Consider the following 26,802-nt stretch of genomic DNA (forward strand, 5'->3'; position numbering starts at 1 on the left):
GTTCGGGCCACATACGTATGGACAGGGGAGCACATGCCCGAGTTGCCCGAGGTCGAGGTCGTCCGGCGCGGCCTGGAGCGGTGGGTCGCCCACCGCCCCGTCGCCGACGCCGAGGTGCTGCACCCGCGCGCGATACGCCGCCACGCCGCCGGCGCCGACGACTTCGCCCACCGCCTGAAGGGCCACCGCATCGGCACCCCCAGCCGCCGCGGCAAGTACCTGTGGCTGCCCCTGGAGGACACCGGCCAGGCGATCCTCGCCCACCTCGGCATGAGCGGCCAGCTGCTGGTCCAGCCGCACACGGCGCCGGACGAGAAGCACCTGCGCGTCCGCGTCCGCTTCGCCGACGGCCTGGGCACCGAACTGCGCTTCGTCGACCAGCGCACCTTCGGTGGCCTGTCGCTGCACGACACCACCCCCGACGGGCTGCCCGACGTCATCGGGCACATCGCCCGCGATCCGCTGGACCCGCTCTTCGACGACGAGGCCTTCCACCGGGCGCTGCGCCGCAAGCGCACCACGATCAAACGGGCCCTGCTCGACCAGACCCTGATCAGCGGCGTCGGCAACATCTACGCCGACGAGGCCCTGTGGCGCTCCCGCCTCCACTACGAACGCCCGACGGCCGGCCTCACCCGCCCCCGCACGCTCCAGCTCCTCGGCCACATCCGGGACGTCATGAACGCGGCCCTCGCGGTCGGCGGCACCAGCTTCGACAGCCTGTACGTCAACGTCAACGGCGAGTCCGGCTACTTCGACCGCTCGCTCGACGCGTACGGCCGCGAGGGCCTGCCCTGCCGCCGCTGCGCCACCCCGATGCGACGGCGCCCCTGGATGAACCGCTCCAGCTACTACTGCCCGAAGTGCCAGCGGGCGCCCCGCGTCACGCCGTAAGGCGCCACCGGCCCGGCGCCGGCCCCCGATCCGGCCGAAGCGCGGGGGAAGCGCGGGGGAAGCGCGGGGAAGGGACACCGGACGCGGGGCTCGCGCGGCCTCAGTAGCCGAAGTCCTGCGTCCACCACGGGCCGCCCGACCCGAAGTGCACACCGACCCCCAGCGTCGCGAAGTCGCAGTTCAGGATGTTGGCACGGTGGCCGGAGCTGTTCATCCAGGACTCCATGACGGCCTGCGCGTCGGCCTGGCCCCGGGCTATGTTCTCGCCGCCGAGATTGCTTATCCCGGCCCTCTCGGCCCGGTCCCAGGGGGTCGCGCCACCGGGGTCGGTGTGGTCGAAGAAGCCCTGTTCGGCCATGGCGTCGCTGAAGTCCCCGGCCAGGTCGGCGAGGGCGCTGTTCGCCGCGAGGGGGCTGCAGCCCACCTTGGCCCGCTCCTGGTTGACGAGCCGGAGCACCTCCGCCTCGGCGGCGGCTTCCCGGGACACCGTCACGGGGGCGCTGGACCGCTCCGGCTCCCGTGTGGCCGTGCGGGCGGGCGCCGGGTCCGTCTTCCCGCCGGCGGAGGCCGTCGGCTTCCGGGGGGCCGCCGGTTCGTCCGGCTCCGCCGACTCCTTCGCCGCCTGCGACCCGTCCGGCCCGGCGGACCGCGTCGGCGTCCCGGACGGCGCCGCGGAGGGGGTGGAGGAGGGCGAGGCGGACGGGGTGGAGGAGGGCGTGGCGGACGGGGACGCGGCGGGCGAGGAAGGGGAACCGGAGCCACCGGTGCCGGGGCTCGTGGCCGTGCCGCCCCCGCCCTCGGCACTGCCCAAGGTGCCGCCCTGCTCGGCGGGGGTGTTGGCCGGGATGCCGGCGGACCGCGCCTTGTCGGCGGTGCCGCCGCCGAGCCGGTAGTTGTCGAGCCCGGGCACCGCGCCCGAGGTGACGGCGACCGCGCCGATGGCGACGGCGGCGGAGACGCCGAGCAGGCCCGTGCGGACCGGCGCCGCGCCCTTCCTCCGGCGCCGGAGGGTCCCCGCACGCCGTGTGCCGGGGTCGGGCGTGAAACCACCGGAACCGTCGGGGCCGTCGCCCGGGTGCGGGACGGGACCGGTGCCGGCCCGTCCGGAGCCGCCGGCGAGCGCGCCGTCCTCCGCGTCGTCCGTCCCGAAGAGGTACGCGTCGCTCCTCGCGCGGACCTCGGCGTACGCGTCGGGGTCCGGACGGGGCGCGGTCCCCGTGGCGGGGCGGTCCGCCGGAGTCGAGTTCAGCGGGTCGTACCCCTGTGCGGAGGGGCCGTCGGTGTGCCCGGCCCCCGCGGCGCGGCCGGCGGCGGAGCGTCGATGGCGTCCCATGTCCTGGCCTTCCCTCGTCCTCGCGGTCGACTCATCCTCGCGATCACTGTGTGATCACTGTGAAACTCACACGAACGGGTGAGTTTCGTATGAGATGCATCGGGTCGGGACGGTACCGCATGACGCGTGGGGACGATGTGCCCGCGGAGAGATCGGCCGGTTAGGTTGCACCCATGAGCGAGGATGTACGGCTGGTCGCCTGGGTGCGAGGACACGTCCAAGGTGTGGGTTTCCGCTGGTTCACGCGGGCGCGGGCCCTGGAGCTCGGCGGCCTGAGTGGTTTTGCTCTCAATTTGGACGACGGGCGGGTCCAGGTGGTCGCGGAGGGCCCCCGGGAGCGCTGCGAAGTCCTCCTGGACTGGCTCCGCGGTGACGACACGCCCGGGCGCGTGGACGGCGTCACGGAGATGTGGGACACACCCCGCGGCGGCTACGACGGCTTCGCCGTCCGCTGATCCCGGCCCGGGACGTCCCGCGGGCGGCCACCGGGTCCGCCCCCGGCGGCCGCCCGGCAGGAGAACGAGCAGGTGACCGCGGAGAAGGGCTTGCCTCCGCGGGCCGCGCGCGACAAGATGATCGCCACGCCCTGAGGGCCCCGCAGGAGTCGCAGCGCCGCCGTTCCCGGCCGCGCGCCCCCGGTTGCCCGCCCCTACAGGGCGTGATCGTGTTGACCGTCAAACTTTTTGGTGAGACGCTGAAAGCCCGCGCACCTTAGCTGTTTGGCATGGCTGAACGGCAGCACAACTCCAGACCTGCCAAGCATCACGGGTGCAAAAAACCCTCACGACCCACACCGCTTCGGTCGGTCACTCAGTGTGGAGGACCATCCATCATGGCAAAGGCGCTTCTCGGTTACGTCGGCGGCTCCGACCCTCGACTCCTCGCCGAGATGCGACGGCTCCAGCAGCGCGTCCAGGACCTGGAATCCGAGCTCGTACGGATCCAGGCGGAGAACGAGGCGCTGACGGCTGCCGCTTCTCACGACAGGATCATGGAGAGCGTTGACGCACACCAGGCGGAGCCTGCGCTGACCTGATCACTGCCTGCTCACGACAGCACAAGCAGTGGTTGGGCTGCCCGTATCAACCGCTCGGTTGTCAGATTTGCAAGGGACGCCTCGGCGTCCCTTCTTTCTTGCCCCCGCGTCCCTGCCCCGCGCATCCTTTCAGTGTCTTAACGTCTGATGTGCCCTGCGCCTCCATCCGTGAAACCGCGGGAGGCCGCCGGTTCGCGAAGCGGGACGACCCCGGAGGGTAGAGTCCGACGGCGTGCACCTGAAGGCCCTGACCCTGCGCGGGTTCAAGTCGTTCGCCTCGGCGACCACGCTCCGCTTCGAACCGGGGATCACGTGTGTCGTCGGACCGAACGGCTCGGGCAAGTCCAACGTCGTGGACGCGCTCAGCTGGGTCATGGGGGAGCAGGGCGCCAAATCGCTGCGCGGCGGCAAGATGGAGGACGTCATCTTCGCCGGCACCACCGGCCGCCCGCCGCTCGGCCGCGCCGAGGTGTCGCTGACCATCGACAACTCCGACGGGGCGCTGCCCATCGAGTACTCCGAGGTCACCCTCACGCGGATCATGTTCCGCAACGGCGGCAGCGAGTACCAGATCAACGGCGACACCTGCCGCCTCCTCGACGTCCAGGAGCTTCTCTCCGACTCGGGCATCGGCCGCGAGATGCACGTCATCGTCGGCCAGGGCCAGCTCGACTCCGTCCTGCACGGCGACCCCATGGCCCGCCGCGCCTTCATCGAGGAGGCCGCCGGCGTCCTCAAGCACCGCAAGCGCAAGGAGAAGGCGCTGCGCAAGCTGGACGCGATGCAGGCCAACCTCGCGCGCGTGCAGGACCTGACGGAGGAGCTGCGCCGACAGCTCAAGCCGCTCGGCCGCCAGGCGGCGGTGGCGCGCAGGGCCGCCGTCATCCAGGCCGAACTGCGCGACGCCCGGCTGCGCCTGCTCGCCGACGACCTCGTACGGCTGAGGGAGGCCCTCCAGGCCGAGATCGCCGACGAGGCGGCCCTCAAGGAGCGCAAGGAGGCCGCCGAGCAGGACCTGAACCGGGCCCTGCGGCGCGAGGCCCGGCTGGAGGACGAGGTCCGCCGGCTCACCCCGCGCCTGAAACGCGCCGAGCGGACCTGGTACGAGCTGTCCCAGCTGGCCGAGCGGGTGCGCGGCACCGCCTCGCTGGCCGACGCGCGCGTGCGCAGCGCCACGTCGGCGCCGGCGGAGGAGCGGCACGGCCGGGACCCGGAGGACCTGGAGCGCGAGGCCGCCCGCGTCCGTGAGCAGGAGGCCGAACTCGAAGCCGCCCTGGAGGCCGCCCGGCACGCCCTGGACGACACGGTCGCCCACCGCGCCGAGCTGGAACGGGAACTGGCCCGGGAGGAGCAGCGGCTGAAGGACGCCGCCCGCGCCCTCGCCGACCGCCGCGAGGGCCTCGTCCGGCTGAAGGGCCGGCTCGGCGCCGCCCGCTCGCGCGCCGCCGCCGCCCAGGCCGAGATAGAACGCCTGGGCGCCGCCCGGGACGAGGCCCGGGAACGGGCGGTGACCGCCCAGGAGGAGTACGAGGAGCTCAAGGCCGAGGTCGACGGTCTCGACGCCGGCGACGCCGCACTCGCCGAACGGTACGAGACGGCCAGGCGCGAGCTGGCCGCGGCGGAGGCCGGGCTGGCCGCGGCCCGCGAGGCGGCCGGTGCCGCCGAGCGCCGGCGCGCCGCCACCCGGGCCCGGCACGACGCCCTCGCCCTGGGCCTGCGCCGCAAGGACGGCACCGGTGCGCTGCTCGCCGCGCGGGACCGCCTCACCGGCCTGCTGGGCCCGGCCGCCGAGCTGCTCACCGTGTCCCCCGGCTACGAGGTTCCGCTCGCCGCCGCCCTCGGCGCCGCCGCCGACGCGCTCGCGGTGGCCACCCCGGCCGCCGCCGCCGACGCCCTGCGCCTGCTGCGCGCTCAGGACGCGGGCCGGGCCACCCTGCTGGTCGCCGGTGCCCCCGGCGACGTACCGGAGGACGACGTACCGGACGGCACGGAGGCCGGCGGGCCGCCGTACGCCGCCGGTCTCGTGCGCGGGCCGGACGCGCTCATGCCCGCCGTGCGGCGGCTGCTGCGCGGGATCGTCGTCGTCGGCACCCTGGAGGAGGCCGAGGACCTCGTGCGCGCGCGGCCCGGCCTGACCGCCGTCACCGCCGAGGGCGACCTGCTGGGCGCGCACGTCGCGCAGGGCGGGTCCGCCGGAGCGCCCAGCCTCATCGAGGTGCAGGCGTCCGTGGACGAGGCCGCCGCCGAGCTCGAAGGGCTGGCCGTCCGGTGCGAGGAGCTCGCCGAGGCGCAGCGCGCGGCCGAGGAGCGGCGCCGGGAGTGCGCCGCGCTCGTCGAGGAGCTGGGGGAGCGGCGCCGGGCCGCCGACCGGGAGAAGTCGGCCGTGGCCCAGCGGCTGGGGCGCCTCGCCGGGCAGGCGCGGGGCGCCGCCGGCGAGGCGGAGCGGTCGGACGCCGCCGCGCGGCGGGCCCAGGAGGCGCTCGAGGAAGCGCTCGCCCAGGTGGAGGAGCTCGCCGGGCGGCTCGCCGTCGCCGAGGAGGCACCCCTCGAGGAAGAGCCCGACACCGCGCGGCGCGACCGGCTCGCCGCCGACGGGGCCAACGCCCGCCAGACCGAGATGGAGGCCCGTCTCCAGGTCCGTACGCACGAGGAACGGGTCAAGGCGCTGGCCGGACGGGCGGATTCGCTGGACCGGGCCGCCCGCGTGGAACGCGAGGCACGCGCGCGTGCCGAACGGCGGCGGGCCCGGTTGCGCCGCGAGGCCGCCGTCGCCGCGGCGGTCGCCTCCGGTGCCCGGCAGCTGCTGGCGCACATCGAGGTCTCCCTCGCCCGCGCCGACCGGGAGCGGACCGCCGCCGAGGCCGCCAAGGCGCGCTGCGAGCGGGAGCTGGCCGCCGCGCGCGCCGAGGGCCGGGACCTCAAGGCGGAGCTCGACAAGCTGACGGATTCGGTCCATCGGGGAGAGGTGCTCGGCGCCGAGAAACGGCTGCGGATCGAGCAACTGGAGACCAAGGCGCTGGAGGAACTCGGCGTGGAGCCGGCGGGGCTCGTCGCCGAGTACGGGCCGGACCGGCCGGTGCCGCCCCCGCCCCCCGCCGAAGGCGAGGAGCTGCCGCAGGACCCGGAGCATCCGCGCAACCGGCCCCGGCCCTTCGTGCGCGCCGAGCAGGAGAAGCGGCTGAAGGCGGCCGAACGCGCCCACCAACGGCTCGGCAAGGTCAATCCGCTGGCCCTGGAGGAGTTCGCGGCGCTGGAGGAGCGGCACCGGTTCCTCGGTGAGCAGCTCCAGGACCTGAGGAAGACCCGCGCCGACCTGCTCCAGGTCGTCAGGGAGGTCGACGAGCGGGTCGAGCAGGTCTTCGGCGAGGCGTTCCGGGACACCGCCCGCGAGTTCGAGGGTGTGTTCGGCCGCCTCTTCCCGGGCGGTGAGGGGCGCCTGGTGCTGACCGACCCCGGCGACATGCTCGCCACGGGCGTGGACGTCGAGGCGCGTCCGCCGGGCAAGAGGGTCAAGCGGTTGTCGCTGCTGTCCGGCGGGGAGCGGTCGCTGACCGCCGTCGCGCTGCTCGTGTCGATCTTCAAGGCGCGGCCGAGCCCGTTCTACGTCATGGACGAGGTCGAGGCGGCTCTCGACGACACCAACCTGCAGCGGCTGATCGGGATCATGCGGGAGCTGCGGGAGACCTCGCAGCTGATCGTCATCACGCACCAGAAGCGGACGATGGAGGTCGCCGACGCGTTGTATGGCGTGTCCATGCAGGGCGACGGTGTGTCGAAAGTCATCTCGCAGCGGCTCCGCTGAGGCTCCGGCCGGACCCACCGTAGGTCTAGACCTGTCGTGACCTGCGTGTCTGGAAACCTCCCCCCTGAGAGGTTCAACTCTTTAATGCAAGGTCAACAGCCGTGGCTGAAAACTCACAGTCGTTGGCCTATTGACTTCGAAACTTGAAGGCATAGTCTCTGCAACGTTGCTTTTACCTTCAGGTACCTTCAGGTCACCTCGAAGGGCTTTACCCACCCCGGCAGCGTTGCCGGTGGCCCGAGGAGTACACGTGACCAGCACAGTGCAGGCACCCAAGACAGGAGCCAGGACGGCTCATCCCGAACATCTCGGGCACGTCATCTTCATCGCGGCGGCGGCCGCGATGGGCGGCTTCCTCTTCGGCTACGACAGCTCCGTCATCAACGGTGCCGTCGAGGCCATCCGGGACCGTTACGACGTCGGCTCCGCGGCGCTGGCCCAGGTCGTCGCCATCGCGCTGATCGGCAGCGCCATCGGCGCGGCGACCGCCGGCCGCATCGCCGACCGCATCGGCCGCATCCGCTGCATGCAGATCGCCGCGGCCCTCTTCATCGTCAGCGCCGTCGGCTCCGCCCTGCCGTTCGCGCTGTGGGATCTCGCCTTCTGGCGCGTCATCGGCGGTTTCGCCATCGGCATGGCCTCCGTGATCGGCCCCGCCTACATCGCCGAGGTCGCCCCGCCCGCCTACCGCGGCCGGCTCGGCTCCTTCCAGCAGGCCGCGATCGTCATCGGCATCGCCGTGTCGCAGCTGGTCAACTGGGGCCTGCTGAACGCCGCCGGCGGCGACCAGCGCGGTGAGCTGCTGGGCCTGGAGGCCTGGCAGGTCATGCTCGGTGTCATGGTCATCCCGGCCGTCCTCTACGGCCTGCTGTCCTTCGCCATACCCGAGTCGCCGCGCTTCCTGATCTCCGTCGGCAAGCACGACCGCGCCCGCGCGATCCTCGTCGAGGTCGAGGGCAAGGACGTGGACCTGGACGCCCGCGTCGCCGAGATCGAGACCGGCATGAAGCGCGAGGAGAAGTCCTCCTTCAAGGACCTGCTGGGCGGCTCCTTCTTCTTCAAGCCGATCGTCTGGATCGGTATCGGCCTGTCGGTCTTCCAGCAGTTCGTCGGCATCAACGTCGCGTTCTACTACTCCTCGACGCTGTGGCAGTCGGTCGGCGTCGACCCGTCGGCCTCGTTCCTCTACTCGTTCACGACGTCGATCATCAACATCGTCGGCACCGTGATCGCGATGATCTTCGTGGACCGCATCGGCCGCAGGCCGCTCGCCATCATCGGCTCGGTCGGCATGGTGATCGGCCTGGCGCTGGAAGCCTGGGCCTTCTCCTTCGACCTGGTCGGCGGCAAGCTGCCGGAGACCCAGGGCTGGGTCGCCCTGATCGCCGCCCACATGTTCGTCCTCTTCTTCGCCCTGTCGTGGGGCGTGGTCGTCTGGGTCATGCTCGGCGAGATGTTCCCCAACAAGATCCGTGCCGCCGCCCTGGGCGTCGCCGCCGCCGCGCAGTGGATCGCCAACTGGGCCATCACCGCGAGCTTCCCGTCGCTGGCCGAGTGGAACCTCTCCTTCACCTACGTGATCTACACGGTCTTCGCCGCGCTCTCCATCCCGTTCGTCCTGAAGTTCGTGAAGGAGACGAAGGGCAAGGCTCTGGAGGAGATGGGCTGACCGGCCCGTCCGGCAGACCCGAAAGACCCGAGGAGAAGGGCCAAGTCCCCGCTGCCCCTCTCCTCGTACCCGAGGCGCACTGCCCCGGCTCCCCGACCGCGAGGTCGGTGGCGCCGGGGCAGTGCGCTTTTCCCCGGCGTCGGCGCGTCCGCGTCGGCCGGTCGCCCTCCGGGACGGGTGCCGGCACAGGCCGGGCCTTCCCCGGCGCCCGGCCGGACGCCGCCCCGCGCGCTGCCGCCCCGGCCGGCGAGCCGCTCCCGCCACCGTTCCCCGCCGCTCCGCCCGCGGACCGCCGGGCCTCCCCGGCCTCGGGGAACAGGGGCGCCCAACTCCGCCGGGGCAGGCGTTCGCGGAGTACGGGCGGATCGCCAGGACCGAGCACCTGCCGCGCGTGGTCGCCCCGGCGAGGACACCTACCGCAGGCAGATGAACCGGCAGCTCACCGTGCAGGAGTCCGCCACAGGCCGGCCCGGGACGTGTGCCGCGGCAAACGCGGCACCATCCACCAGGTGTACCGCGAGGGCATGGAGGGCCGGCTCGGCGCGCTCGGCCCGGTCCTCAACGCCATCGTGCTGTGGACGACGGGTTACATCGACGCCGCCGTCGCCCAGCCGAAGGCCGAAGGCCACGGACTCCGCGAGGAGGGCATCGCCCGGCTCTCCCCGCTCAAGCACCGCGACCCGAACCTGCTCGGCCGCTACAGCCTCGCCGCCTCGCCCCCCGGCGGCCGGCGCTCTGCGCCCGCTGCGCGACCCGGACACGATCGAGTCGGACGAGGACGACGACGGCGGACAGAGCTGAAGCGCCGGTCGTGCCGGGCGGCAGGGCGTCTGCCGAGCACCCGGTATGCGGCCGGGCCGCGGGGCCGGGCCGTACGATGAAACGGTGACCGCGCGCAGTTTCTCAGGCAGCCGCCCCGCCGGGCGGCTGTTCGCGCTGCTGGTCCTGGCGGTGCTGGCCGGAGTGCTGGGCATGCATGCCCTGTCCCCCAGCCCCGTGACGGCGGCCCACCCCGGCGGCGGCCACGCCACGGTCATGGCCCACGCGGACAGCGGCTCTGCCGTGGTCGGGGAGTGCTCGCACGCGGCTGGTGGAGCGGGCCATCTCGGTCACGCCGACGGCACGTGCGCGGCCACCGGTATCGGCTCCCCCTACACCCCGCCCGCGCTGAGCGCCGCGTTCACCGATCTGCCCGCCGCTGCCACCCGGCACGGCGGAACACCGGCGTCGTCCGTGAGCGGCCGGGCGCCGCCGGACCTTTCCGAACTGCAACTCCTGCGGATATAGAGCGGCCCGCACGGCACCTCTGCCCCGGTCCTGCCGGGAACCGGTGCCGATACTCCAGCGCACCCTCTTCTCCCGCATCCGCGCATGCCCCCAGGGCCTGCGTTCGAAGGAGTCGCACCACCATGAACAGCAAGCGTTCCCTCGTCCGTCGCACCGCCGCTTCCGCCGCCGCCGGCGCGGCCGCGCTCGTCCTGGCCGCGTGCGGCGGCAGCGGCGACAGCCCGGCCGGGCACGACGGCCACAGCACGAAGTCCCCCTCCGCCTCCGCTTCGGCCTCGCAGGGGCAGCACAACGCGGCCGACGTCGCCTTCGCCAAGGGGATGATCCCCCACCACCGCCAGGCGGTCGAGATGGCCGACCTCGCCCTCTCCCGGGCCGAGTCGGCCGAGGTGAAGACGCTCGCCGCGGACATCAAGAAGGCCCAGGACCCGGAGATCGAGACACTGTCCGGGTGGCTGGCGTCCTGGGGCGAGGAAATGCCCGCCGAGGGCGCCATGGACCACTCGATGCACGGCGGCGGGATGATGACCGCCGAGGAGATGCGGCAGCTCAAGGAGGCCTCCGGCAAGGCGTTCGACACCGCCTTCCTGGAGATGATGATCAAGCACCACGAAGGCGCGGTCGAGATGGCCAGGACCGAGCAGGCCGACGGCGCCTATGCGCCGGCCAAGGAGATGGCCGGGCAGATCGTCACGTCGCAGAGTGCGGAGATCGAGCGGATGAACAAGCTGCTCGGCAAGAACTGATCCGGCCCGGCAGCCCGGGGGCGGGCGCCCGCAGGTGCCCGCCCCCGGGCGCACCCACCGTCGTTCTCCTCCCTTGACGACAGCTTGGACCCGGCGTGATCACCCTCCGCCCGCATACGGCGGCGCCGCACTCGCACCGCATCCCTCCCGGCGGCGGCCGGCCTGCTGCTCGCCGCCCGCTCCACCTCCGCCACCGGTGAGCAGTCCGCAGAACCGGACCCGGGGACCGGCCATCTGCACGGGCTGGGCGTCGACCCGGCCGACAACGTGTCTACGCCGCCGGCCACCACGGCATCTTCCACCTCGGCGACGGCACGGCCCACCGCGTGGCCGGCCGCTATCAGGACACGATGGGCTTCACCGTCACAGGCCCCTGCGCCTTCCTGGCCGGCGGCCACCCCTCACCGGCAGGCCCGGACGCCGCCTCGCCGCACCTGGGCTCGGTCCGCAGCACCGACGCCGGCCGCGCCTGGTCCGTCCTCCATCAGCCGTCCGCCGCGACGACCAAGCCGGACCACCTTTAGGAATACCCCCAGGGGGTATATTGTTCGTGAAGTGGAACCAGATGGCACGTCACACCGGACGGGACAGGGGATGAAGGCCATGGACCACGGCACCGACCACGCACCCGCCACGCACGACCACACCGGCCACGGACACGCAGGTGCGTCGTGGCCGACCGCTGCCAAGGCAACCCTGCACTGCCTCACCGGCTGCGCCATCGGCGAGATCCTCGGCATGGTCATCGGCACCGCCCTGCTGTGGGGCAACGTGCCCACCATGATCCTGGCGATCACCCTGGCGTTCATCTTCGGCTACTCGTTCACGCTCTTCGCGGTCCGCCGGGCCGGCCTGGACTTCAAGAGCGCGATCAAGGTCGCCCTCGCGGCAGACACCGTCTCGATCGCGGTCATGGAGTTCGTCGACAACGCGATCATCGCCCTGACCCCCGGAGCGATGGACGCCCATCTCTCCGACGGTCTCTTCTGGTCGGCCCTGCTGGGGGGATTCGCCGTCGCCTTCCTGGTCACCACGCCGGTGAACAAGTGGATGATCGGTCGCGGCAAAGGCCACGCGGTCGTCCACGCCTACCACTGAGTCGAACCGGTGTGGGCCGCGAGACGGCCCGCACCGACACCTTCCTCCGCACCGCCGAACCGGAGCCGGCCGAACGGGCCGCGCTCGACCAGGGGCGACCGTACTGCGAAGCCAGGGCTACACCCTGCGCGTGACCGCCGTCCCCGTCGTGCACTTGCCAGCTCCTCGCCCGCTGCCGGCCGCTCGGCGACGGCCACGGCATCCCGGCTGTGCCGGCCCAGCGCAAGGGCCCGCCGTGAGTACGAGAACCGCGCCGGCACCCCCGCGCCCCAACCAGGATCGTTCCCGGCGCCAACCGCTGTGCCGATGGTCCCCGAGGCCGTCCCCGCTCCCGCGGACCGTCGGGCTTCCCGCTCCCGCGGACCGCCCGGACCGGCCTTTCCCGAACGCGGCCCGGCGGCGGCACGTACGGTCGGCCGCCGAAGGCGCATAGCGGTGGCCGGAGGTGCGAACGGCGACGTCCCCCCTTTCGCCCGGCCGGGCGAAAGGGGGGACGCGCAGACGTGGAGACGCGGCGCGGAGCCGGAATCCGAGGGTCAGACGGCGACCGAGTCCGGCTGTGCGGCCCGTTCGGCGGGGTCCGCCTGCCCGGCGCGCCGCGCCGGCGCGACCACCGCCGGCTTCGGCAGGGCCAGGTACAGCAGGCCGGAGATCACGACCGTGGCCACCCAGCCCAGGCCGTACTCGCCGATGACGTTGTTCGTGGCGAGCGGGCCGGTGAACCAGTCGGAGGTGCTGAACATCAGGCCCGCGATCAGGCCCACCGCCCAGGCGGCCACCGCGGCGGGGGAGAACCCGCCCCGGTACCAGTAGGCGCTGGTGCGCCCGGTGTCGGCCATGGCCTCGCCGTCGTACTCCTTGCGGCGCAGCATGTCCGCGCCGAAGACGCCGACCCAGGCGGAGAAGGCGACCGCCAGCAGCGACAGGAAGGCGATGAAGGAGCCCATGAAGCTGGTCGCCACCAGCATCAGCACGCCACCGAAGACCAGCGAGATCACGGCGTTGACGGAGACGGCCCAGTGCCGCGGGACCTTGATGCCCAGGGTCTGCGCGGTGAAGCCCGCCGAGTACATCGACATCGAGTTGATCAGCAGCATGCCGATCAGCGCGATCAGCAGGTACGGCACCGCGATCCACGTCGGCAGGATCTCGCCGAGGAAGGAGACCGGGTCGGAGGCCGAGGCCAGGTCCGGGGTGGAGACCGCCATGACCACGCCCATGAGGACCATGGGCAGGACGACGATGCCGGCACCGCCGACGGTGACGCCCACGATGCCCTTGGCGGAGGCGGTGCGCGGCAGGTAGCGGGTGAAGTCGGGGGCGGACGGGATCCAGCTGACGCCGCCCGCCGCGATCAGGCCCACGCCGGTGACCACCGCGGCCACCGAGCCGGCGGGCCGGTCGAAGACCCGCGCCCAGTCCGTGTCGACCACCAGGTACACCAGCACCAGCACCGAGAAGACACCGAACAGGTACGTCGCGTACTTGTTGCACTTCTGGACCGCGTTGATGCCGAGCCCGGAGATCGCGAAGGTCGCGACGACGAAGGCGAGCAGCATCACCATGTCCAGGACGCTGTTGGCCCGTATGCCGAACAGGATGTCCAGCACGGAGAGCATCGCGTAGGCGCCGGTGACCGCGTTGATCGTCTCCCAGCCCCAGCGGGCGACCCAGATCAGCGAACCGGGCAGCAGATTGCCGCGCTGCCCGAACACCGCCCGGGACAGTGCCATGCCGGGTGCGCCGCCGCGCTTGCCGGCGATGCCGATCAATCCGACCAGCCCGTACGACACGATCGGGGCGGCCACGGCGACCACCAGGGCCTGCCAGAGGTTGAGGTGGTAGGCCACGACGAGGCTCGCGCCCATCGTGAGCAGCAGGACGCTGATGTTGGCGCCCACCCAGGTGGGGAACAGCTCGCGCGTCCTCGCGGTGCGCTCGTGGTCGGGCACCTGCTCGATGCCGCGGGTCTCCAGGGCGCCTTCGGTCTCGGCGATTTTGCTCATGAAAGTCGGGTTTCCGTGCCTCGGTCGTGGGGGCGTGCCCGGGGCCGCGTGGGTCCGATCCCCGGGCTGAGGGGGGAGAGGAGGAAAAGGGGGAGAAAGAAGGGAGGAAGGGGTCGTCCGGACTCTACGCGCGTTGACGCGTCGTCTTCCATCGTACTTTGCTCCGACTCCTTACTCACAGGGCCCTTTGTCCTTGGGAGGAAGATACAAAACGCCCCTCCTCGCGCCCGTGTGAGCGGACGCGCCCGGAGCGGATGTGACGACGTGGCACGTCCCGGCACGAGCCGTGCCACCCCCGCGTACGCCTTGGCGCACCCGTTCCGTCGTCCCGCCGACGGGCTCGGCCGTCAGCCGATACCGGACGGGCCGTGACCCCGCCTCCAGGGCTCTGCGCCGGCGACGAGCCGGGGCGCGGGCCGACCCGGTCCGGGGGCGCGCGGACCCCCGCGGACAAAGGGGGGCGGGGGCGAGGGGTCGCGCATACTGGAGCCGTTATGGAAATCGTCATCCTTGCTGTAGTCATCGCCGTGGTCGTGCTCGGCGCGCTCAGCGGGCTGGTGGTGGGCAGTCGCCGCAGGAAGCGGCAACTGCCCCAGCCGCCGCCCGCCGCGCCCGACATCACCGCCCCCCCGGCCGAGCCGCACGTCGGTGAAGAGGCCGAGACGCCGCGCGACGAACCGCGCCGGACGGTCGAGGAGGTGGATCTCCCGGACGGTGGCACCGGTCCCGTCGTCGTCGGGGAACCGCCCGCCGTCGAAGGGCTCGAAGCGCCTCCGATCGAGGTTCCCGAGCCCACCGCCGGCCGTCTGGTCCGGCTCCGCGCCCGACTCTCCCGCTCCCAGAACGCCCTGGGCAAGGGCCTGCTCACGCTGCTGTCCCGCGAGCACCTCGACGAGGACACCTGGGAGGAGATCGAGGACACGCTGCTCACCGCCGACGTCGGTGTGCAGCCCACCCAGGAGCTGGTGGAGCGGCTGCGCGAGCGCGTGAAGGTGCTCGGCACCCGCACGCCCCAGGAACTGCGCGCCCTGCTGCGCGAGGAGCTGCTCACGCTGGTCGGCCCCGACATGGACCGCACGGTCAGGACCGAGCCGGAGGGCCGCAAGCCGGGCATCGTGATGGTCGTCGGCGTCAACGGCACCGGCAAGACCACCACCACCGGCAAGCTCGCCCGTGTCCTGGTGGCCGACGGCAACTCCGTCGTCCTCGGCGCGGCCGACACCTTCCGTGCCGCCGCCGCCGACCAGCTCCAGACCTGGGGTGAGCGGGTGGGCGCCCACACCGTGCGCGGCCCCGAAGCCGGCGACCCGGCCTCCGTCGCCTTCGACGCGGTCAAGGAGGGCAAGGAGATCGGCGCCGACGTCGTCCTCATCGACACCGCCGGCCGCCTGCACACCAAGACCGGCCTCATGGACGAGCTGGGCAAGGTCAAGCGCGTGGTGGAGAAGCACGCCCCGCTGGACGAGGTGCTGCTCGTGCTCGACGCCACCACCGGCCAGAACGGCCTGGTCCAGGCCCGTGTCTTCGCCGAGGTCGTCGACATCACCGGCATCGTGCTCACCAAGCTGGACGGCACCGCCAAGGGCGGCATCGTGGTCGCCGTGCAGCGCGAGCTGGGCGTGCCGGTCAAGCTCATCGGCCTCGGCGAGGGCGCGGACGACCTCGCGCCGTTCGAGCCGGAGGCGTTCGTGGACGCGCTGATCGGTGACTGAGACGCGGTTACCCAACGCTTCGGACGCAGGTGCCGGAACCGGCGGCTGCCCGAGAAGGAGCGCCCGCCCCGGCATCCGCCGGGAGCGGGCGCTTCGCCGTACGGGCGCGTACGGAACGCGGCGGCCGGCGCCGGACGCGGGCGTTTCGCCGTACGGGGCGCGTGCCCGTTTCGCCGGGGGCTGCCGTTCGGCCCATGCCGCGAACGCGGAGTCCGGTAGGCACCGGCTGCCTCGCTGTCGTCACTCGCCGGCGCTCCGTGCGCCCGTGCCGATCCGCTCCTCCGCCTCACGGCCGCGCGCACCGGACCCCGTCACCGGCGCCGGCCGGTGACGCCACCTCTCCGCGGTCCGATCCCGGCGACGGGCTTCAGGTCCGCGACCGGTGTGCCAGGTACGCCAGCGTCCCCAGCAACAGCCGCGCCGCCGGCGGCCTGGTCGCCGAGTCGAGGGCGGGCGGGCGCAGCCAGCGCACCGGGCCGAGCCCGCCACGGTCGGAAGGCGGGGCCGTGATGTACGTACCGGGACCGAGGCCGCGCAGATCGAGGGCGGAGGGGGTGTCCCAGCCCATGCGGTAGAGCAGCCGGGGCAGCTCGGCGGCGCCGCCCGGCGCGACGAAGAAGTGGGCGCGGCCCTGCGGGGTCGCCGTGACCGGGCCGAGCGGCAGGCCCATGCGCTCCAGCCGGGTCAGGGCCCGGCGTCCGGCGGGCTCCGCCACCTCGATCACGTCGAAGGCCCGGCCGACCGGCAGCATCACCGAGGCGCCGGGGACCTCGGCCCACGCCTCGGTCACCTCGTCCAGCGTGGAGCCGGCGGGGATCTCCGCCGCGAAACCCAGCGGGTGCGCGCCCGGGGCGCGGCAGTCGCGACGGCCGCAGGAGCAGGCGCCCGCGGCGGCCCGCGCACCCGGTACGACGTCCCAGCCCCACAGTCCGGTGAACTCGGCCACGATCGTGCACTCCGACGAGCGGCCACGGCGGCGCGAACCGGGCCGGATGTCGCGGATGCCCCGACCGCTGCCGATGGTGAACCCCATACCCCCTCCAACGGTCCGGCGCACCGACGGTTACGCAGCGGACACACGAAGTGACTCTCTGCCTTCACATCCCCGGCGCCGCGCGATCCAGACAGCGCCTTGTGGCACTCGGGGTGGTGAGTTCGGCTGCGTGCGCTCCGGTGTACACCGCTGCACCCACTCCTGTTCAGCCGCTGTCAAGTGAATCGCGCGGAGGTCACCACTCATTCATTCGATGGGGTGGCGAATGGTGGCGTTTCCGTGAAGCCCGTCCCGGGCGGGTGATCGTAGGATTACTTTGTGTGCACGGAGCCTGGAGGCACATGCACACGTGGGTATGCCGGAGGCAAGGCGGCTCTCCGCCCGAAGGGCGACAAGCGTCGGACGAACGGCTGTGACCACGGCGTTCCGGCAGGGCTTCGGCGCACTCGGCGACAAGTGGTCTCAGGGATGGGGGCGTTTCAGTGGGCGGCAACGGCGGAAGCGGGACGAGCGCTGGACACGCTGCGCACACCGGGCCCGCCGTGAGCCCCGAGAAACGCCCCAACGAGCTGCTCGCGTCGTGGTTCGTGCGCAGCGGCTGGTCCAAGGGGGAGCTCGCCCGCCAGGTCAACCGCCGCGCCCGCCAGCTGGGCGCCCACCACGTCTCCACGGACACCTCGCGCGTGCGGCGCTGGCTCGACGGGGAGAACCCGCGCGAACCGATCCCGCGCATCCTGTCCGAGCTGTTCTCCGAACGCTTCGGCGTCGTCGTCTCCATCGAGGACCTGGGCCTGCGCACCTCCCGCCCGCTCCCCTCCGCGACCGGTGTCGACCTGCCCTGGACGGGTCCGCAGACCGTGGCCCTGCTCAGCGAGTTCTCGCGCAGCGACCTGATGCTGGCGCGGCGCGGCTTCCTCGGGACCTCGCTGACCCTCTGCGCGGGCCCGTCCCTCATCGAACCCATGCAGCGCTGGCTGGTTTCCGCGTCCCCGGCCGCCCGGCCGGACCCCGAGCCGGTGCCCGCGACGCGCGTGCGGGGACGCCTGTCCAAGCCCGAGCTGGACCTGCTGGAGACGACCACCGTCATGTTCCGCCGCTGGGACGCCCAGTGCGGCGGCGGTCTGCGCCGCAAGGCGGTCGTGGGCCAGCTGCACGAGGTGACCGACCTGCTCCAGGAGTCCCAGCCCGAGTCCGTGCGCCGGAGGCTGTTCAAGGTGGCCGCCGAATTGGCCGAGCTCGCCGGCTGGATGTCGTACGACGTCGGGCTCCAGCCCACCGCGCAGAAGTACTTCGTCCTCGCCCTGCACGCCGCCAAGGAGGCGGGCGACCGGCCGCTCGGCTCGTACATCCTCTCCAGCATGAGCCGGCAGATGATCCACCTGGGCCGGCCGGACGACGCGCTGGAGCTGATCCACCTCGCGCAGTACGGCAGCCGGGACTGCGCCGGCCCGCGCACCCAGTCCATGCTGTATGCGATGGAGGCCCGCGCCTACGCCAACATGGGCCAGCCCGGCAAGTGCAAGCGGGCGGTCCGCATGGCCGAGGACACCTTCGCCGACGCCGACGAGTGGGACGAGCCGGACCCCGACTGGATCCGCTTCTTCTCCGAGGCCGAGCTGCACGGCGAGAACTCCCACTCCTTCCGTGACCTCGCCTACGCCGCCGGCCGCGACCCCGCCTACGCCTCCCTGGCCGAGCCGCTGATGCGGCGGGCCGTGGAGCTGTTCGAGAAGGACGGCGAACACCAGCGGTCGTACGCGCTGAACCTGATCGGCATGGCCACCGTGCACCTGCTGCGGCGCGAACCCGAGGAGAGCACCGCCTACGCCAGGGAGGCCATGCGGATCGCGGCCAAGGTCCGCTCCGAACGCGTCAACACCCGTATCCGCAAGACGATCGACACGGCCGCACGCGACTTCGGCGACCTCGCAGAAGTCGGCGACCTCACCGAACGGCTCGCCGTCGAACTCCCGGAGACCGCCGTGGCGGTCTGACACCTCGTGGCGTCAGCGCCCCGCAAGCCCCGGCCGCGGCCGGCCTTCCCGAACCGCCCGACTCGGCTCCCCCCACGCCAGGTCAGCGGAAGGCCACCGCGGCCGGTTCCCTCGGTCGCGCCACGATAACGGCCGCACGGCCGGACATCTCGCAGTTCATCGACGCGTAACACGCACGGCGCCTTCGTCACGGCGGCGAAACAACGAGGGGCCCCCATCGAAACCGCGCTGCGCCAGTCTCGTGGCGCAGAACCGGCCCACCCCTCACACCGCTCCGGCATCCGCTCCGGCTTCGCCCGCACGGGGCCGCACCAACGACGAGGAGACGCCGATGGCACCAGCCATCACGCTCGCCGCAGAGACGGAGCTCTCTGCCGCCAACACAGGCTTCATGCTCATCTGCACCGCCCTGGTGATGCTCATGACCCCGGCACTGGCCTTCTTCTACGGAGGCATGGTCCGCGTCAAGAGCACCCTGAACATGCTGATGATGAGCTTCATCAGCCTCGGGATCGTCACCGTCCTGTGGGTGCTGTACGGCTTCTCCCTCGCCTTCGGCACGGACTCCGGCAGCCTCGTCGGCTGGAACTCCGACTGGGTCGGCCTCGGCGGCATCGGCCTGACCGAGCTGTGGGACGGCTACACCGTCCCCGTCTTCGTCTTCTGCGCCTTCCAGCTGATGTTCGCGATCCTCACCCCCGCCCTGATCAGCGGCGCCCTCGCCGACCGGGTGAAGTTCACCGCGTGGGCGCTGTTCGTCGCCCTGTGGGCCACGGTCGTCTACTTCCCGGTCGCCCACTGGGTGTGGGGCGCCGGCGGCTGGGCCTTCGAGCTGGGCGTCATCGACTTCGCCGGCGGTACGGCGGTCCACATCAACGCCGGTGCGGCGGCGCTCGGCGTGATCCTCGTCATCGGCAGGCGGATCGGCTTCAAGAAGGACCCCATGCGCCCGCACAGCCTGCCGCTGGTCATGCTCGGCGCGGGCCTGCTGTGGTTCGGCTGGTTCGGCTTCAACGCCGGCTCCTGGCTGGGCAACGACGACGGCGTCGGCGCGCTGATGTTCCTCAACACCCAGGTCGCCACCGGCGCCGCCATGCTGGCCTGGCTCGCCTACGAGAAGATCCGCCACGGCGCGTTCACCACGCTGGGCGCCGCCTCCGGCGCGGTCGCGGGCCTGGTCGCCATCACCCCGGCCGGCGGCGCGGTCTCCCCGCTCGGCGCGATCGCCGTCGGTGCCGTCGCCGGACTGCTGTGCGCCATGGCCGTCGGCCTGAAGTACAAGCTGAACTACGACGACTCCCTCGACGTCATCGGCGTCCACCTGGTCGGCGGCATCGCCGGCTCCCTGCTGGTCGGATTCTTCGCCACCGGCAAGGGCCAGTCCGACGTCGCGGGCCTGTTCTACGGCGGCGGCCTGGAGCAGTTCTGGAAGCAGTGCGCCGGAGTCTTCGCCGTCCTCGCCTACTCCCTGGCCGTCTCAGCGCTCCTGGCCTTCGCCCTCGACAGGACGATCGGCATGCGGGTGTCGGAGGACGACGAAGTGGCCGGCATCGACCAGGCCGAACACGCCGAGACCGCATACGACTTCAGCGGGGCCGGCGGCGGTGCCGCCCGTACGGCCGCCGCGCCGGTCCCGGTTGCCGTCCCGGCCGAGAACAAGAAGGTGGACGCATGAAGCTCATCACCGCCGTCGTCAAGCCGCACCGGCTCGACGAGATCAAGGAGGCCCTCCAGGCCTTCGGAGTGCACGGCCTGACGGTCACCGAGGCCAGCGGCTACGGCCGCCAGCGCGGCCACACCGAGGTCTACCGGGGCGCCGAGTACACCGTCGACCTCGTGCCCAAGATCCGCATCGAGGTGCTGGTCGAGGACGAGGACGCCGAACAGCTCATCGACGTGGTGGTCAAGGCGGCCCGCACCGGCAAGATCGGAGACGGCAAGGTCTGGTCCGTCCCGGTCGAGACGGCCGTCCGGGTCCGCACCGGCGAGCGCGGCCCGGACGCCCTCTGACACGGCAGCAGAACAGGAGCCACCGGGTGACGAGCACGGACGTGACGAAAGAAGCAGAGGACTCGGGACCCGGCGGCTACGCGGCGGCCCGGCTGCGCCTCCTCACCGAGGGGGCGCGGTCCGGGCCGCCGCGCCGCAGTGCCCTCGCCGGTCTGACGGACGACTGGCTGGCCGGCCTCTTCGACGCGGGAGCGGCGGAGCCGAGGGGCGTGGCACTGGTCGCCGTCGGCGGCTACGGCCGCGGCGAGCTGTCCCCGCGCAGCGACCTGGACCTGCTCCTGCTGCACGACGGCGGCGACCCGAAGGCGGTCTCCGCCCTCGCCGACCGCCTCTGGTACCCCGTGTGGGACCTCGGCATCGCCCTCGACCACTCCGTCCGCACCCCCGCCGAGGCCCGCCGGACGGCCGGCGAGGACCTCAAGGTCCAGCTCGGCCTGCTCGACGCCCGCCACCTCGCCGGCGACCCCGCCCTCACCGCGGGACTGCGCACGGCGGTGCTGGCCGACTGGCGCGACCAGGCCCCCAAGCGCCTTCCCGAACTCCGGGAGCTGTGCGCCGAACGGGCCGCGCGCCAGGGCGAGCTGCAGTTCCTGCTGGAGCCGGACCTGAAGGAGGCGCGGGGCGGGCTGCGCGACGCCACCGCCCTGCGCGCCGTCGCCGCCTCCTGGCTCGCCGACGCCCCGCGCGAGGGCCTCGCCGACGCCCGGCGCCGCCTGCTCGACGTACGCGACGCGCTCCATCTGGCCACGGGCCGGGCCACCGACCGGCTCGCGCTCCAGGAACAGGATCAGGTGGCGGCCGAGCTCGGCCTCCTCGACGCCGACACCCTGCTGCGGCAGGTGTACGAGGCGGCACGCGTCATCGCCTACGCCGGTGATGTCACCTGGCGGGAAGTGGGGCGCGTGCTGCGGTCGCGTGCGGCGCGTCCGCGTCTGCGCCAACTGGCCAGGGAGCGGGGCGACTTCCTCAGAAGGGCGGTGGCGGGCGACGGGAAACCGGCCACCGAACGGTCCCCGCTGGCGGAGGGCGTGGTCGAGCAGGACGGCGAGGTGGTGCTCGCCCGCACCGCCCGCCCCGAACGCGACCCCGTGCTCCCGCTGCGCGCCGCGGCCGCCGCCGCGCAGGCCGGACTCCCGCTCTCCCCGCACGCCGTACGGCGCCTCGCGGCCACCGCGCGCCCCCTGCCCACGCCCTGGCCCGCCGAGGCGCGCGAGCAGTTCGTCACCCTGCTCGGCTCCGGCCGCCCCACCGTCGAGGTGTGGGAAGCGCTGGAGGCGGAAGGGCTGATCACCCGCCTCCTGCCCGACTGGGAACGGATCCGCTGCCGCCCCCAGCGCAACGCCGTGCACCTGTGGACCGTCGACCGGCACCTCATCGAGACCGCCGTCCGCGCCTGCGCGTTCACGCGCCGTGTCAGCCGTCCCGACCTGCTGCTCGTCGCCGCGCTGCTGCACGACATCGGCAAGGGCTGGCCCGGCGACCACTGCGTGGCCGGCGAGACCATCGCCCGCGACGTGGCCGCCCGCATCGGCTTCGACCGCGCGGACACCGCCGTCGTCGCCACCCTCGTACGCCACCACCTGCTGCTCGTCGAGACGGCCACCCGGCGCGACCTGGACGACCCGGACACCGTCCGCGCGGTCGCCGACGCGGTCGGCGCCCAGGGCACCCTGGAACTGCTGCACGCCCTCACCGAGGCCGACGCCCTGGCCACCGGCCCGGCGGCCTGGTCGTCCTGGCGCGGCTCCCTCGTCACCGAGCTGGTCGGACGGGTCTCGGCCGCCCTGTCCGGGAACGCCCCCGCCGATCCCGAGGACGCCGCCCCCACCGCGGAACAGGAACGGCTCGCCGTCGAGGCCTTCCGCACGGGCGGCCCCGTACTGGCGGTGCGGGCCCAGGCCGAGCCGCCCGCCGAGGAGGCGGCCGGGGAGCCCGCGCCGCTCGGGGTCGAGCTGCTGATCGCCGTACCCGACCAGCCGGGCGTGCTGCCCGCCGTCTCCGGTGTCCTGGCCGTGCACCGGCTGACCGTCCGCACCGCCGAGCTGCGCTCCCTGCCGCTGCCGGACGGCGTCGGCGGTTCGGTCCTCCTCCTGGACTGGCGGGTCGCCGCCGAGTACGGCTCCCTGCCGCAGGCCGCCCGGCTGCGCGCGGACCTGGTGCGCGCCCTGGACGGCTCCCTGGACATCGCCGCCCGCCTCGCCGAACGGGACGCCGCCTACCCCCGGCGCCGGGGCGTGGCCGCGCCGCCGCCGCGGGTGACGGTCGCGTCGGCCGCCTCGCGCCTGGCCACGGTGATCGAGGTGCGCGCGCAGGACGCGCCGGGACTGCTGTTCCGGATCGGGCGGGCGCTGGAGGAGGCGGGGGTGCGGGTGCGCAGCGCGCACGTGTCGACGCTGGGGTCCAACGCCGTGGACGCCTTCTACGTCACCACCGGCGAGGGCGCGCCGCTGCCGGGGGAGGAGGCCGCGTCCCTGGCCCGCCGCCTGGAGGAGACGCTGCGGGCGTGAGGAGTCCGGCACGACCGTGACCCGGTGGTGTGGAGCCGGGATACCCTGGAGGGCGATTCACCAGCCGTCACCGACCCCGAGGACCGCGAGCGCCGTGTTCGACACTCTCTCCGATCGCCTGTCAGCGACTTTCAAGAGCCTGCGTGGCAAGGGGCGGCTGTCCGAAGCGGACATCGACGCCACCGCGCGCGAGATCCGCATCGCGCTCCTCGAGGCGGACGTGGCCCTGCCGGTCGTCCGGACGTTCATCAAGAACGTCAAGGAACGGGCCCTGGGTGCCGAGGTCTCCAAGGCGCTGAACCCGGCCCAGCAGGTCCTCAAGATCGTCAACGACGAGCTCGTCACCATCCTCGGCGGGGAGACCCGGCGCCTGCGCTTCGCCAAGCAGCCGCCCACCGTGATCATGCTCGCCGGCCTCCAGGGCGCCGGTAAGACCACCCTCGCGGGCAAGCTGGGCCGGTGGCTCAAGGAGCAGGGCCACTCGCCGCTGCTGGTCGCCTGCGACCTCCAGCGCCCCAACGCCGTGAATCAGCTCAGCGTGGTCGCCGAGCGCGCCGGCGTCGCCGTCTACGCGCCCGAGCCGGGCAACGGCGTCGGCGACCCGGTCAAGGTCGCCAAGGACTCCGTCGAGTTCGCGAAGGCCAAGGTCCACGACATCGTCATCGTCGACACCGCCGGCCGCCTGGGCATCGACCAGGAGATGATGCAGCAGGCCGCGGAGATCCGGGACGCGGTCCGGCCGGACGAGATCCTCTTCGTCGTCGACGCGATGATCGGCCAGGACGCGGTCAACACCGCCGAGGCCTTCCGCGACGGCGTCGGCTTCGACGGCGTGGTGCTCTCCAAGCTCGACGGCGACGCCCGCGGTGGCGCCGCCCTGTCGATCCGGCAGATCACCGGCAAGCCGATCATGTTCGCGTCGAACGGCGAGAAGCTCGACGACTTCGACGCCTTCCACCCGGACCGCATGGCCTCCCGCATCCTCGACATGGGTGACCTGCTCACCCTGATCGAGCAGGCGGAGAAGACGTTCAGCCAGGAAGAGGCCGCCAAGATGGCCTCCAAGCTGGCGTCCAAGAAGGGCCAGGACTTCACCCTGGACGACTTCCTGGCCCAGATGGAGCAGGTCCGGAAGATGGGCAGCATCAGCAAGCTGCTCGGCATGCTCCCCGGCATGGGCCAGATCAAGGACCAGATCAACAACATCGACGAGCGGGACGTCGACCGCACGGCCGCCATCATCAAGTCGATGACCCCGGCCGAGCGCCAGGACCCGACGATCATCAACGGCTCGCGCCGCGCCCGCATCGCCAAGGGCTCCGGCGTCGAGGTCAGCGCGGTGAAGAACCTGGTCGAGCGGTTCTTCGAGGCCCGCAAGATGATGTCCCGCATGGCCCAGGGTGGAATGCCCGGCATGCCTGGTATGCCCGGCATTCCGGGCATGGGGGGCGGGCCCGGCCGGGCGAAGAAGCAGCAGAAGAAGGCCAAGGGCAAGCAGCGCTCCGGGAACCCGATGAAGCGCAAGCAGCAGGAGCAGGAGGCCGCCGCCCGCCGCGCCGCCGCCGCGCAGAACGGCGGTGCCCTCGGGCTGCCCCAGCAGGGCCCCCAGGACTTCGAGCTGCCGGACGAGTTCAAGAAGTTCATGGGCTGACGGACCGGCCCGCGCGTACGGCACCGGGGGCACCCCTCGCATCGGGGCGCCCCCGGTGCCGTATGACGTATCCACGCGTGCCCGCGCGGCGTTCCTGTCGTAGCGTCCGGATATGGCCGACACCTCCCCGCCGCGCAACGCCCCGGAACCGCCCTGGCGGACCGAGGGCACGCCCGAGGAGCCGCAGAAGCCGCCGCCCGGCGGGCGGCGCGTGCGCCGCGGCTGGTGGAGCCTGGTCGCCGCCGCGCTGGTCGTCTACCTCGTCACCAACCTCGTGCTGTCCTTCCTCGACGGGGGCGACGAGCCGACGATCTCCTACACCGAGTTCAGCAGGCAGGTCGACGCCGGCAACGTCAGCAAGATCTACAGCAAGGGCGACGCCATCCAGGGCCAGCTCAGGAAGGCCCGGGACGATCCCGATGGCGACGGCACCTACACCATGTTCCGGACCCAGCGCCCGGCCTTCGCCGACGACCGGCTCTGGGAGGACCTGACCCGGCACCGCGTCACCGTCACCGCCGAACCGGTCGTGCAGCAGCGCGGCTTCCTCGCCAACCTGCTGATCTCGCTGGCGCCGATGCTGCTGCTGGTCGTCCTGTGGATCGTCATCGCCCGGCGGATGCGCGGGGCGATGGGGGGCGCCGGCGGCATGCTCGGCCGCAAGGCGCCGCCCAAACCGGTGGAGCTGGAGCCGGGCCGCGGGCGCACCACGTTCGCGGACGTGGCCGGCATCGACGAGGTGGAGGGCGAGCTCAACGACGTCGTCGACTTCCTGAGGAACCCCGACGCCTACCGCCGCATGGGAGCCAAGATGCCCCGTGGCGTCCTGCTGTCCGGCCCGCCCGGTACCGGCAAGACCCTCCTGGCGCGCGCGGTGGCCGGTGAGGCGGAGGTGCCGTTCTTCTCGGCGTCCGCCTCCGAGTTCATCGAGATGATCGTGGGCGTCGGGGCCTCCCGGGTGCGGGAGCTGTTCGCGGAAGCGCGCAAGGTGGCGCCGTCGATCATCTTCATCGACGAGATCGACACCATCGGCCGGGCCCGCGGCGGCGGCTCCGGCATGGGCGGCCACGACGAGCGCGAGCAGACGCTGAACCAGATCCTCACCGAGATGGACGGCTTCTCCGGCGCCGAGGGCGTCATCGTCATCGCCGCCACCAACCGCGCCGACATCCTCGACCCCGCCCTGACCCGCCCCGGCCGCTTCGACCGGGTCGTCAGCGTCTCCCCGCCGGACCGGGGCGGCCGGGAGGCGATCCTGCGCATCCACACCCGTGACATCCCGCTCGCCCCCGACGTCGACCTCGCACAGGTCGCCCGCACCACCCCCGGCATGACCGGCGCCGAGCTCGCCAACCTCGCCAACGAGGCCGCCCTCCTCGCCGTCAAGCGCAAGCAGCGGCACGTGACGCAGGCGGAGCTGTCCGACGCCTTGGAGAAGGTCCAGCTGGGCGCCGAACGCGCGCTGGTCATGCCCGAGGAGGAACGCCGGCGCACCGCCTACCACGAGAGCGGCCACGCCCTGCTCGGCATGCTCCAGCCGGGCGCCGACCCCGTCCGCAAGATCACCATCGTCCCGCGCGGGCGCGCGCTCGGCGTGACCCTGTCGACGCCGGACTCGGACAAGTACGCGTACACCGAGGAGTACCTGCGCGGACGCGTCATCGGGGCGCTCGGCGGCATGGCGGCCGAGCACGTCGTCTACGGCGTCGTCACCACAGGCTCCGAGAACGACCTGGAACAGGTCACCCGGATCGTCCGCGGCATGGTCGCCCGCTGGGGCATGAGCGAACGCGTCGGCCGCCTCTCCGCCCTCCCGAACGACGCCCAGCAGACCTACGGGCTCGCCGCCGCCCCGCAGACCCTCGACGCGATCGACGGCGAGATGCGGCGGATCGTCGACGAGTGCTACGAGGAGGCCTGCCGCAAGCTGCGCGACCACCGCGGGCAGCTGGACGCGCTGGCCCGGGCGCTGCTCGCGAACGAGACGCTGGACGAGGCGGAGGCCTACCGGATCGCCGGGATCACGCGCCTGCGCAAGGACGCTCCGGGGACCTGACGGTCCC

Annotated in this window: 19 protein-coding genes and 1 pseudogene; 17 read left to right on the plus strand and 3 right to left on the minus strand. The window is 72.8% G+C overall.

Annotated features, from left to right (window positions below):
- The first annotated feature begins 33 nt into the window (after nucleotides 1-33).
- Entirely contained in the window at nucleotides 34-894 is an 861-nt protein-coding gene (mutM, locus tag ACSU6Z_RS21275) for a bifunctional DNA-formamidopyrimidine glycosylase/DNA-(apurinic or apyrimidinic site) lyase (RefSeq protein WP_437047826.1), read from the plus strand.
- 100 nt (nucleotides 895-994) lie between these two features.
- On the opposite strand, the gene ACSU6Z_RS21280 is transcribed toward mutM, so the two are convergent.
- The gene (locus ACSU6Z_RS21280; RefSeq protein WP_437047828.1) at nucleotides 995-2,227 is read right to left on the minus strand and encodes a CAP domain-containing protein; all 1,233 of its coding nucleotides are present in this window, start codon (nucleotides 2,225-2,227) and stop codon (nucleotides 995-997) included.
- A 173-nt stretch (nucleotides 2,228-2,400) separates the two neighbouring features.
- On the opposite strand from ACSU6Z_RS21280, the gene ACSU6Z_RS21285 reads away from it, so the two are divergent.
- The 9 genes and pseudogenes from ACSU6Z_RS21285 to ACSU6Z_RS21325 all read left to right on the plus strand — a co-directional run bounded on the left by ACSU6Z_RS21285 (nucleotide 2,401) and on the right by ACSU6Z_RS21325 (nucleotide 11,865).
- The gene (locus ACSU6Z_RS21285; RefSeq protein ID WP_437047830.1) at nucleotides 2,401-2,682 is read left to right on the plus strand and encodes an acylphosphatase; all 282 of its coding nucleotides are present in this window, start codon (nucleotides 2,401-2,403) and stop codon (nucleotides 2,680-2,682) included.
- Nucleotides 2,683-3,059: 377 nt separating this feature from the next.
- Complete coding sequence (locus ACSU6Z_RS21290; protein WP_003993245.1) at nucleotides 3,060-3,263, plus strand: hypothetical protein; 204 nt, start codon at nucleotides 3,060-3,062, stop codon at nucleotides 3,261-3,263.
- A 232-nt stretch (nucleotides 3,264-3,495) separates the two neighbouring features.
- A complete protein-coding gene (gene smc / locus ACSU6Z_RS21295) occupies nucleotides 3,496-7,065 on the plus strand; it encodes a chromosome segregation protein SMC (protein ID WP_437047832.1) in 3,570 nt (1,189 codons plus the stop codon).
- A gap of 250 nt (nucleotides 7,066-7,315) precedes the next feature.
- On the plus strand, nucleotides 7,316-8,734 hold the full coding sequence (locus tag ACSU6Z_RS21300; RefSeq protein WP_437047834.1) for a sugar porter family MFS transporter: 1,419 nt from the start codon (nucleotides 7,316-7,318) through the stop codon (nucleotides 8,732-8,734).
- A gap of 310 nt (nucleotides 8,735-9,044) precedes the next feature.
- A pseudogene (locus ACSU6Z_RS21305) lies at nucleotides 9,045-9,535 on the plus strand (Tn3 family transposase); the annotation flags it as partial.
- Nucleotides 9,536-9,619: 84 nt separating this feature from the next.
- The gene (locus ACSU6Z_RS21310) at nucleotides 9,620-10,021 is read left to right on the plus strand and encodes a DUF6153 family protein (RefSeq protein ID WP_437047835.1); all 402 of its coding nucleotides are present in this window, start codon (nucleotides 9,620-9,622) and stop codon (nucleotides 10,019-10,021) included.
- A gap of 122 nt (nucleotides 10,022-10,143) precedes the next feature.
- Nucleotides 10,144-10,767, plus strand: coding sequence for a DUF305 domain-containing protein (locus ACSU6Z_RS21315; protein WP_437047837.1), 624 nt, complete (start codon nucleotides 10,144-10,146; stop codon nucleotides 10,765-10,767).
- Between the two features lie 326 nt (nucleotides 10,768-11,093).
- Nucleotides 11,094-11,291, plus strand: coding sequence for a hypothetical protein (locus ACSU6Z_RS21320; RefSeq protein ID WP_437047838.1), 198 nt, complete (start codon nucleotides 11,094-11,096; stop codon nucleotides 11,289-11,291).
- Between the two features lie 70 nt (nucleotides 11,292-11,361).
- Nucleotides 11,362-11,865 (plus strand): DUF4396 domain-containing protein, encoded by a 504-nt coding sequence (locus ACSU6Z_RS21325; RefSeq protein ID WP_437047839.1) that lies wholly within the window; start codon nucleotides 11,362-11,364, stop codon nucleotides 11,863-11,865.
- A 536-nt stretch (nucleotides 11,866-12,401) separates the two neighbouring features.
- On the opposite strand, the gene ACSU6Z_RS21330 is transcribed toward ACSU6Z_RS21325, so the two are convergent.
- Nucleotides 12,402-13,871, minus strand: a complete 1,470-nt coding sequence (locus ACSU6Z_RS21330; protein WP_437047841.1) for a cytosine permease — start codon at nucleotides 13,869-13,871, stop codon at nucleotides 12,402-12,404.
- Between the two features lie 494 nt (nucleotides 13,872-14,365).
- Here ACSU6Z_RS21330 and ftsY point away from each other — a divergent pair, with 494 nt between their 5' ends.
- A complete protein-coding gene (ftsY, locus tag ACSU6Z_RS21335) occupies nucleotides 14,366-15,583 on the plus strand; it encodes a signal recognition particle-docking protein FtsY (protein ID WP_437047843.1) in 1,218 nt (405 codons plus the stop codon).
- 367 nt (nucleotides 15,584-15,950) lie between these two features.
- Here the strand turns inward: ftsY and ACSU6Z_RS21340 are convergent, their stop codons facing one another.
- Nucleotides 15,951-16,616 (minus strand): bifunctional DNA primase/polymerase, encoded by a 666-nt coding sequence (locus ACSU6Z_RS21340; protein WP_437047844.1) that lies wholly within the window; start codon nucleotides 16,614-16,616, stop codon nucleotides 15,951-15,953.
- A 443-nt stretch (nucleotides 16,617-17,059) separates the two neighbouring features.
- On the opposite strand from ACSU6Z_RS21340, the gene nsdA reads away from it, so the two are divergent.
- The 6 genes from nsdA (at nucleotide 17,060) to ftsH (ending at nucleotide 26,795) form a co-directional block, all read left to right on the plus strand.
- Entirely contained in the window at nucleotides 17,060-18,571 is a 1,512-nt protein-coding gene (gene nsdA, locus ACSU6Z_RS21345) for a transcriptional repressor NsdA (RefSeq protein ID WP_437047846.1), read from the plus strand.
- Nucleotides 18,572-18,902: 331 nt separating this feature from the next.
- Nucleotides 18,903-20,246, plus strand: a complete 1,344-nt coding sequence (locus tag ACSU6Z_RS21350) for an ammonium transporter (RefSeq protein ID WP_437047847.1) — start codon at nucleotides 18,903-18,905, stop codon at nucleotides 20,244-20,246.
- Nucleotides 20,243-20,581: a P-II family nitrogen regulator gene (locus tag ACSU6Z_RS21355; RefSeq protein ID WP_015036464.1), complete on the plus strand. Its 339-nt coding sequence runs from the start codon at nucleotides 20,243-20,245 to the stop codon at nucleotides 20,579-20,581. The genes ACSU6Z_RS21350 and ACSU6Z_RS21355 overlap by 4 nt, the downstream gene beginning before the upstream one ends.
- 26 nt (nucleotides 20,582-20,607) lie before the next feature.
- On the plus strand, nucleotides 20,608-23,088 hold the full coding sequence (locus ACSU6Z_RS21360) for a [protein-PII] uridylyltransferase (protein WP_437047848.1): 2,481 nt from the start codon (nucleotides 20,608-20,610) through the stop codon (nucleotides 23,086-23,088).
- A 94-nt stretch (nucleotides 23,089-23,182) separates the two neighbouring features.
- Nucleotides 23,183-24,739, plus strand: a complete 1,557-nt coding sequence (gene ffh, locus ACSU6Z_RS21365; protein WP_437047849.1) for a signal recognition particle protein — start codon at nucleotides 23,183-23,185, stop codon at nucleotides 24,737-24,739.
- Nucleotides 24,740-24,851: 112 nt separating this feature from the next.
- Nucleotides 24,852-26,795, plus strand: a complete 1,944-nt coding sequence (gene ftsH / locus ACSU6Z_RS21370) for an ATP-dependent zinc metalloprotease FtsH (RefSeq protein ID WP_437047851.1) — start codon at nucleotides 24,852-24,854, stop codon at nucleotides 26,793-26,795.
- Nucleotides 26,796-26,802 lie beyond the last annotated feature (7 nt).

Origin of the sequence: Streptomyces sp. enrichment culture, from assembly GCF_964273145.1 — a bacterium.
Lineage (GTDB): Bacteria > Actinomycetota > Actinomycetes > Streptomycetales > Streptomycetaceae > Streptomyces.

Bases quoted from the DNA above. Each gene is read 5' to 3' on its own strand.
- mutM (WP_437047826.1), top strand. From the start codon at position 34: ATGCCCGAGTTGCCCGAGGTCGAGGTCGTCCGGCGCGGCCTGGAGCGG.
- ACSU6Z_RS21280 (WP_437047828.1), bottom strand. From the start codon at position 2,227: ATGGGACGCCATCGACGCTCCGCCGCCGGCCGCGCCGCGGGGGCCGGG.
- ACSU6Z_RS21285 (WP_437047830.1), top strand. From the start codon at position 2,401: ATGAGCGAGGATGTACGGCTGGTCGCCTGGGTGCGAGGACACGTCCAA.
- ACSU6Z_RS21290 (WP_003993245.1), top strand. From the start codon at position 3,060: ATGGCAAAGGCGCTTCTCGGTTACGTCGGCGGCTCCGACCCTCGACTC.
- ACSU6Z_RS21315 (WP_437047837.1), top strand. From the start codon at position 10,144: ATGAACAGCAAGCGTTCCCTCGTCCGTCGCACCGCCGCTTCCGCCGCC.
- ACSU6Z_RS21325 (WP_437047839.1), top strand. From the start codon at position 11,362: ATGAAGGCCATGGACCACGGCACCGACCACGCACCCGCCACGCACGAC.
- ACSU6Z_RS21330 (WP_437047841.1), bottom strand. From the start codon at position 13,871: ATGAGCAAAATCGCCGAGACCGAAGGCGCCCTGGAGACCCGCGGCATC.
- ftsY (WP_437047843.1), top strand. From the start codon at position 14,366: ATGGAAATCGTCATCCTTGCTGTAGTCATCGCCGTGGTCGTGCTCGGC.
- ACSU6Z_RS21340 (WP_437047844.1), bottom strand. From the start codon at position 16,616: ATGGGGTTCACCATCGGCAGCGGTCGGGGCATCCGCGACATCCGGCCC.
- ACSU6Z_RS21350 (WP_437047847.1), top strand. From the start codon at position 18,903: ATGGCACCAGCCATCACGCTCGCCGCAGAGACGGAGCTCTCTGCCGCC.
- ACSU6Z_RS21355 (WP_015036464.1), top strand. From the start codon at position 20,243: ATGAAGCTCATCACCGCCGTCGTCAAGCCGCACCGGCTCGACGAGATC.
- ftsH (WP_437047851.1), top strand. From the start codon at position 24,852: ATGGCCGACACCTCCCCGCCGCGCAACGCCCCGGAACCGCCCTGGCGG.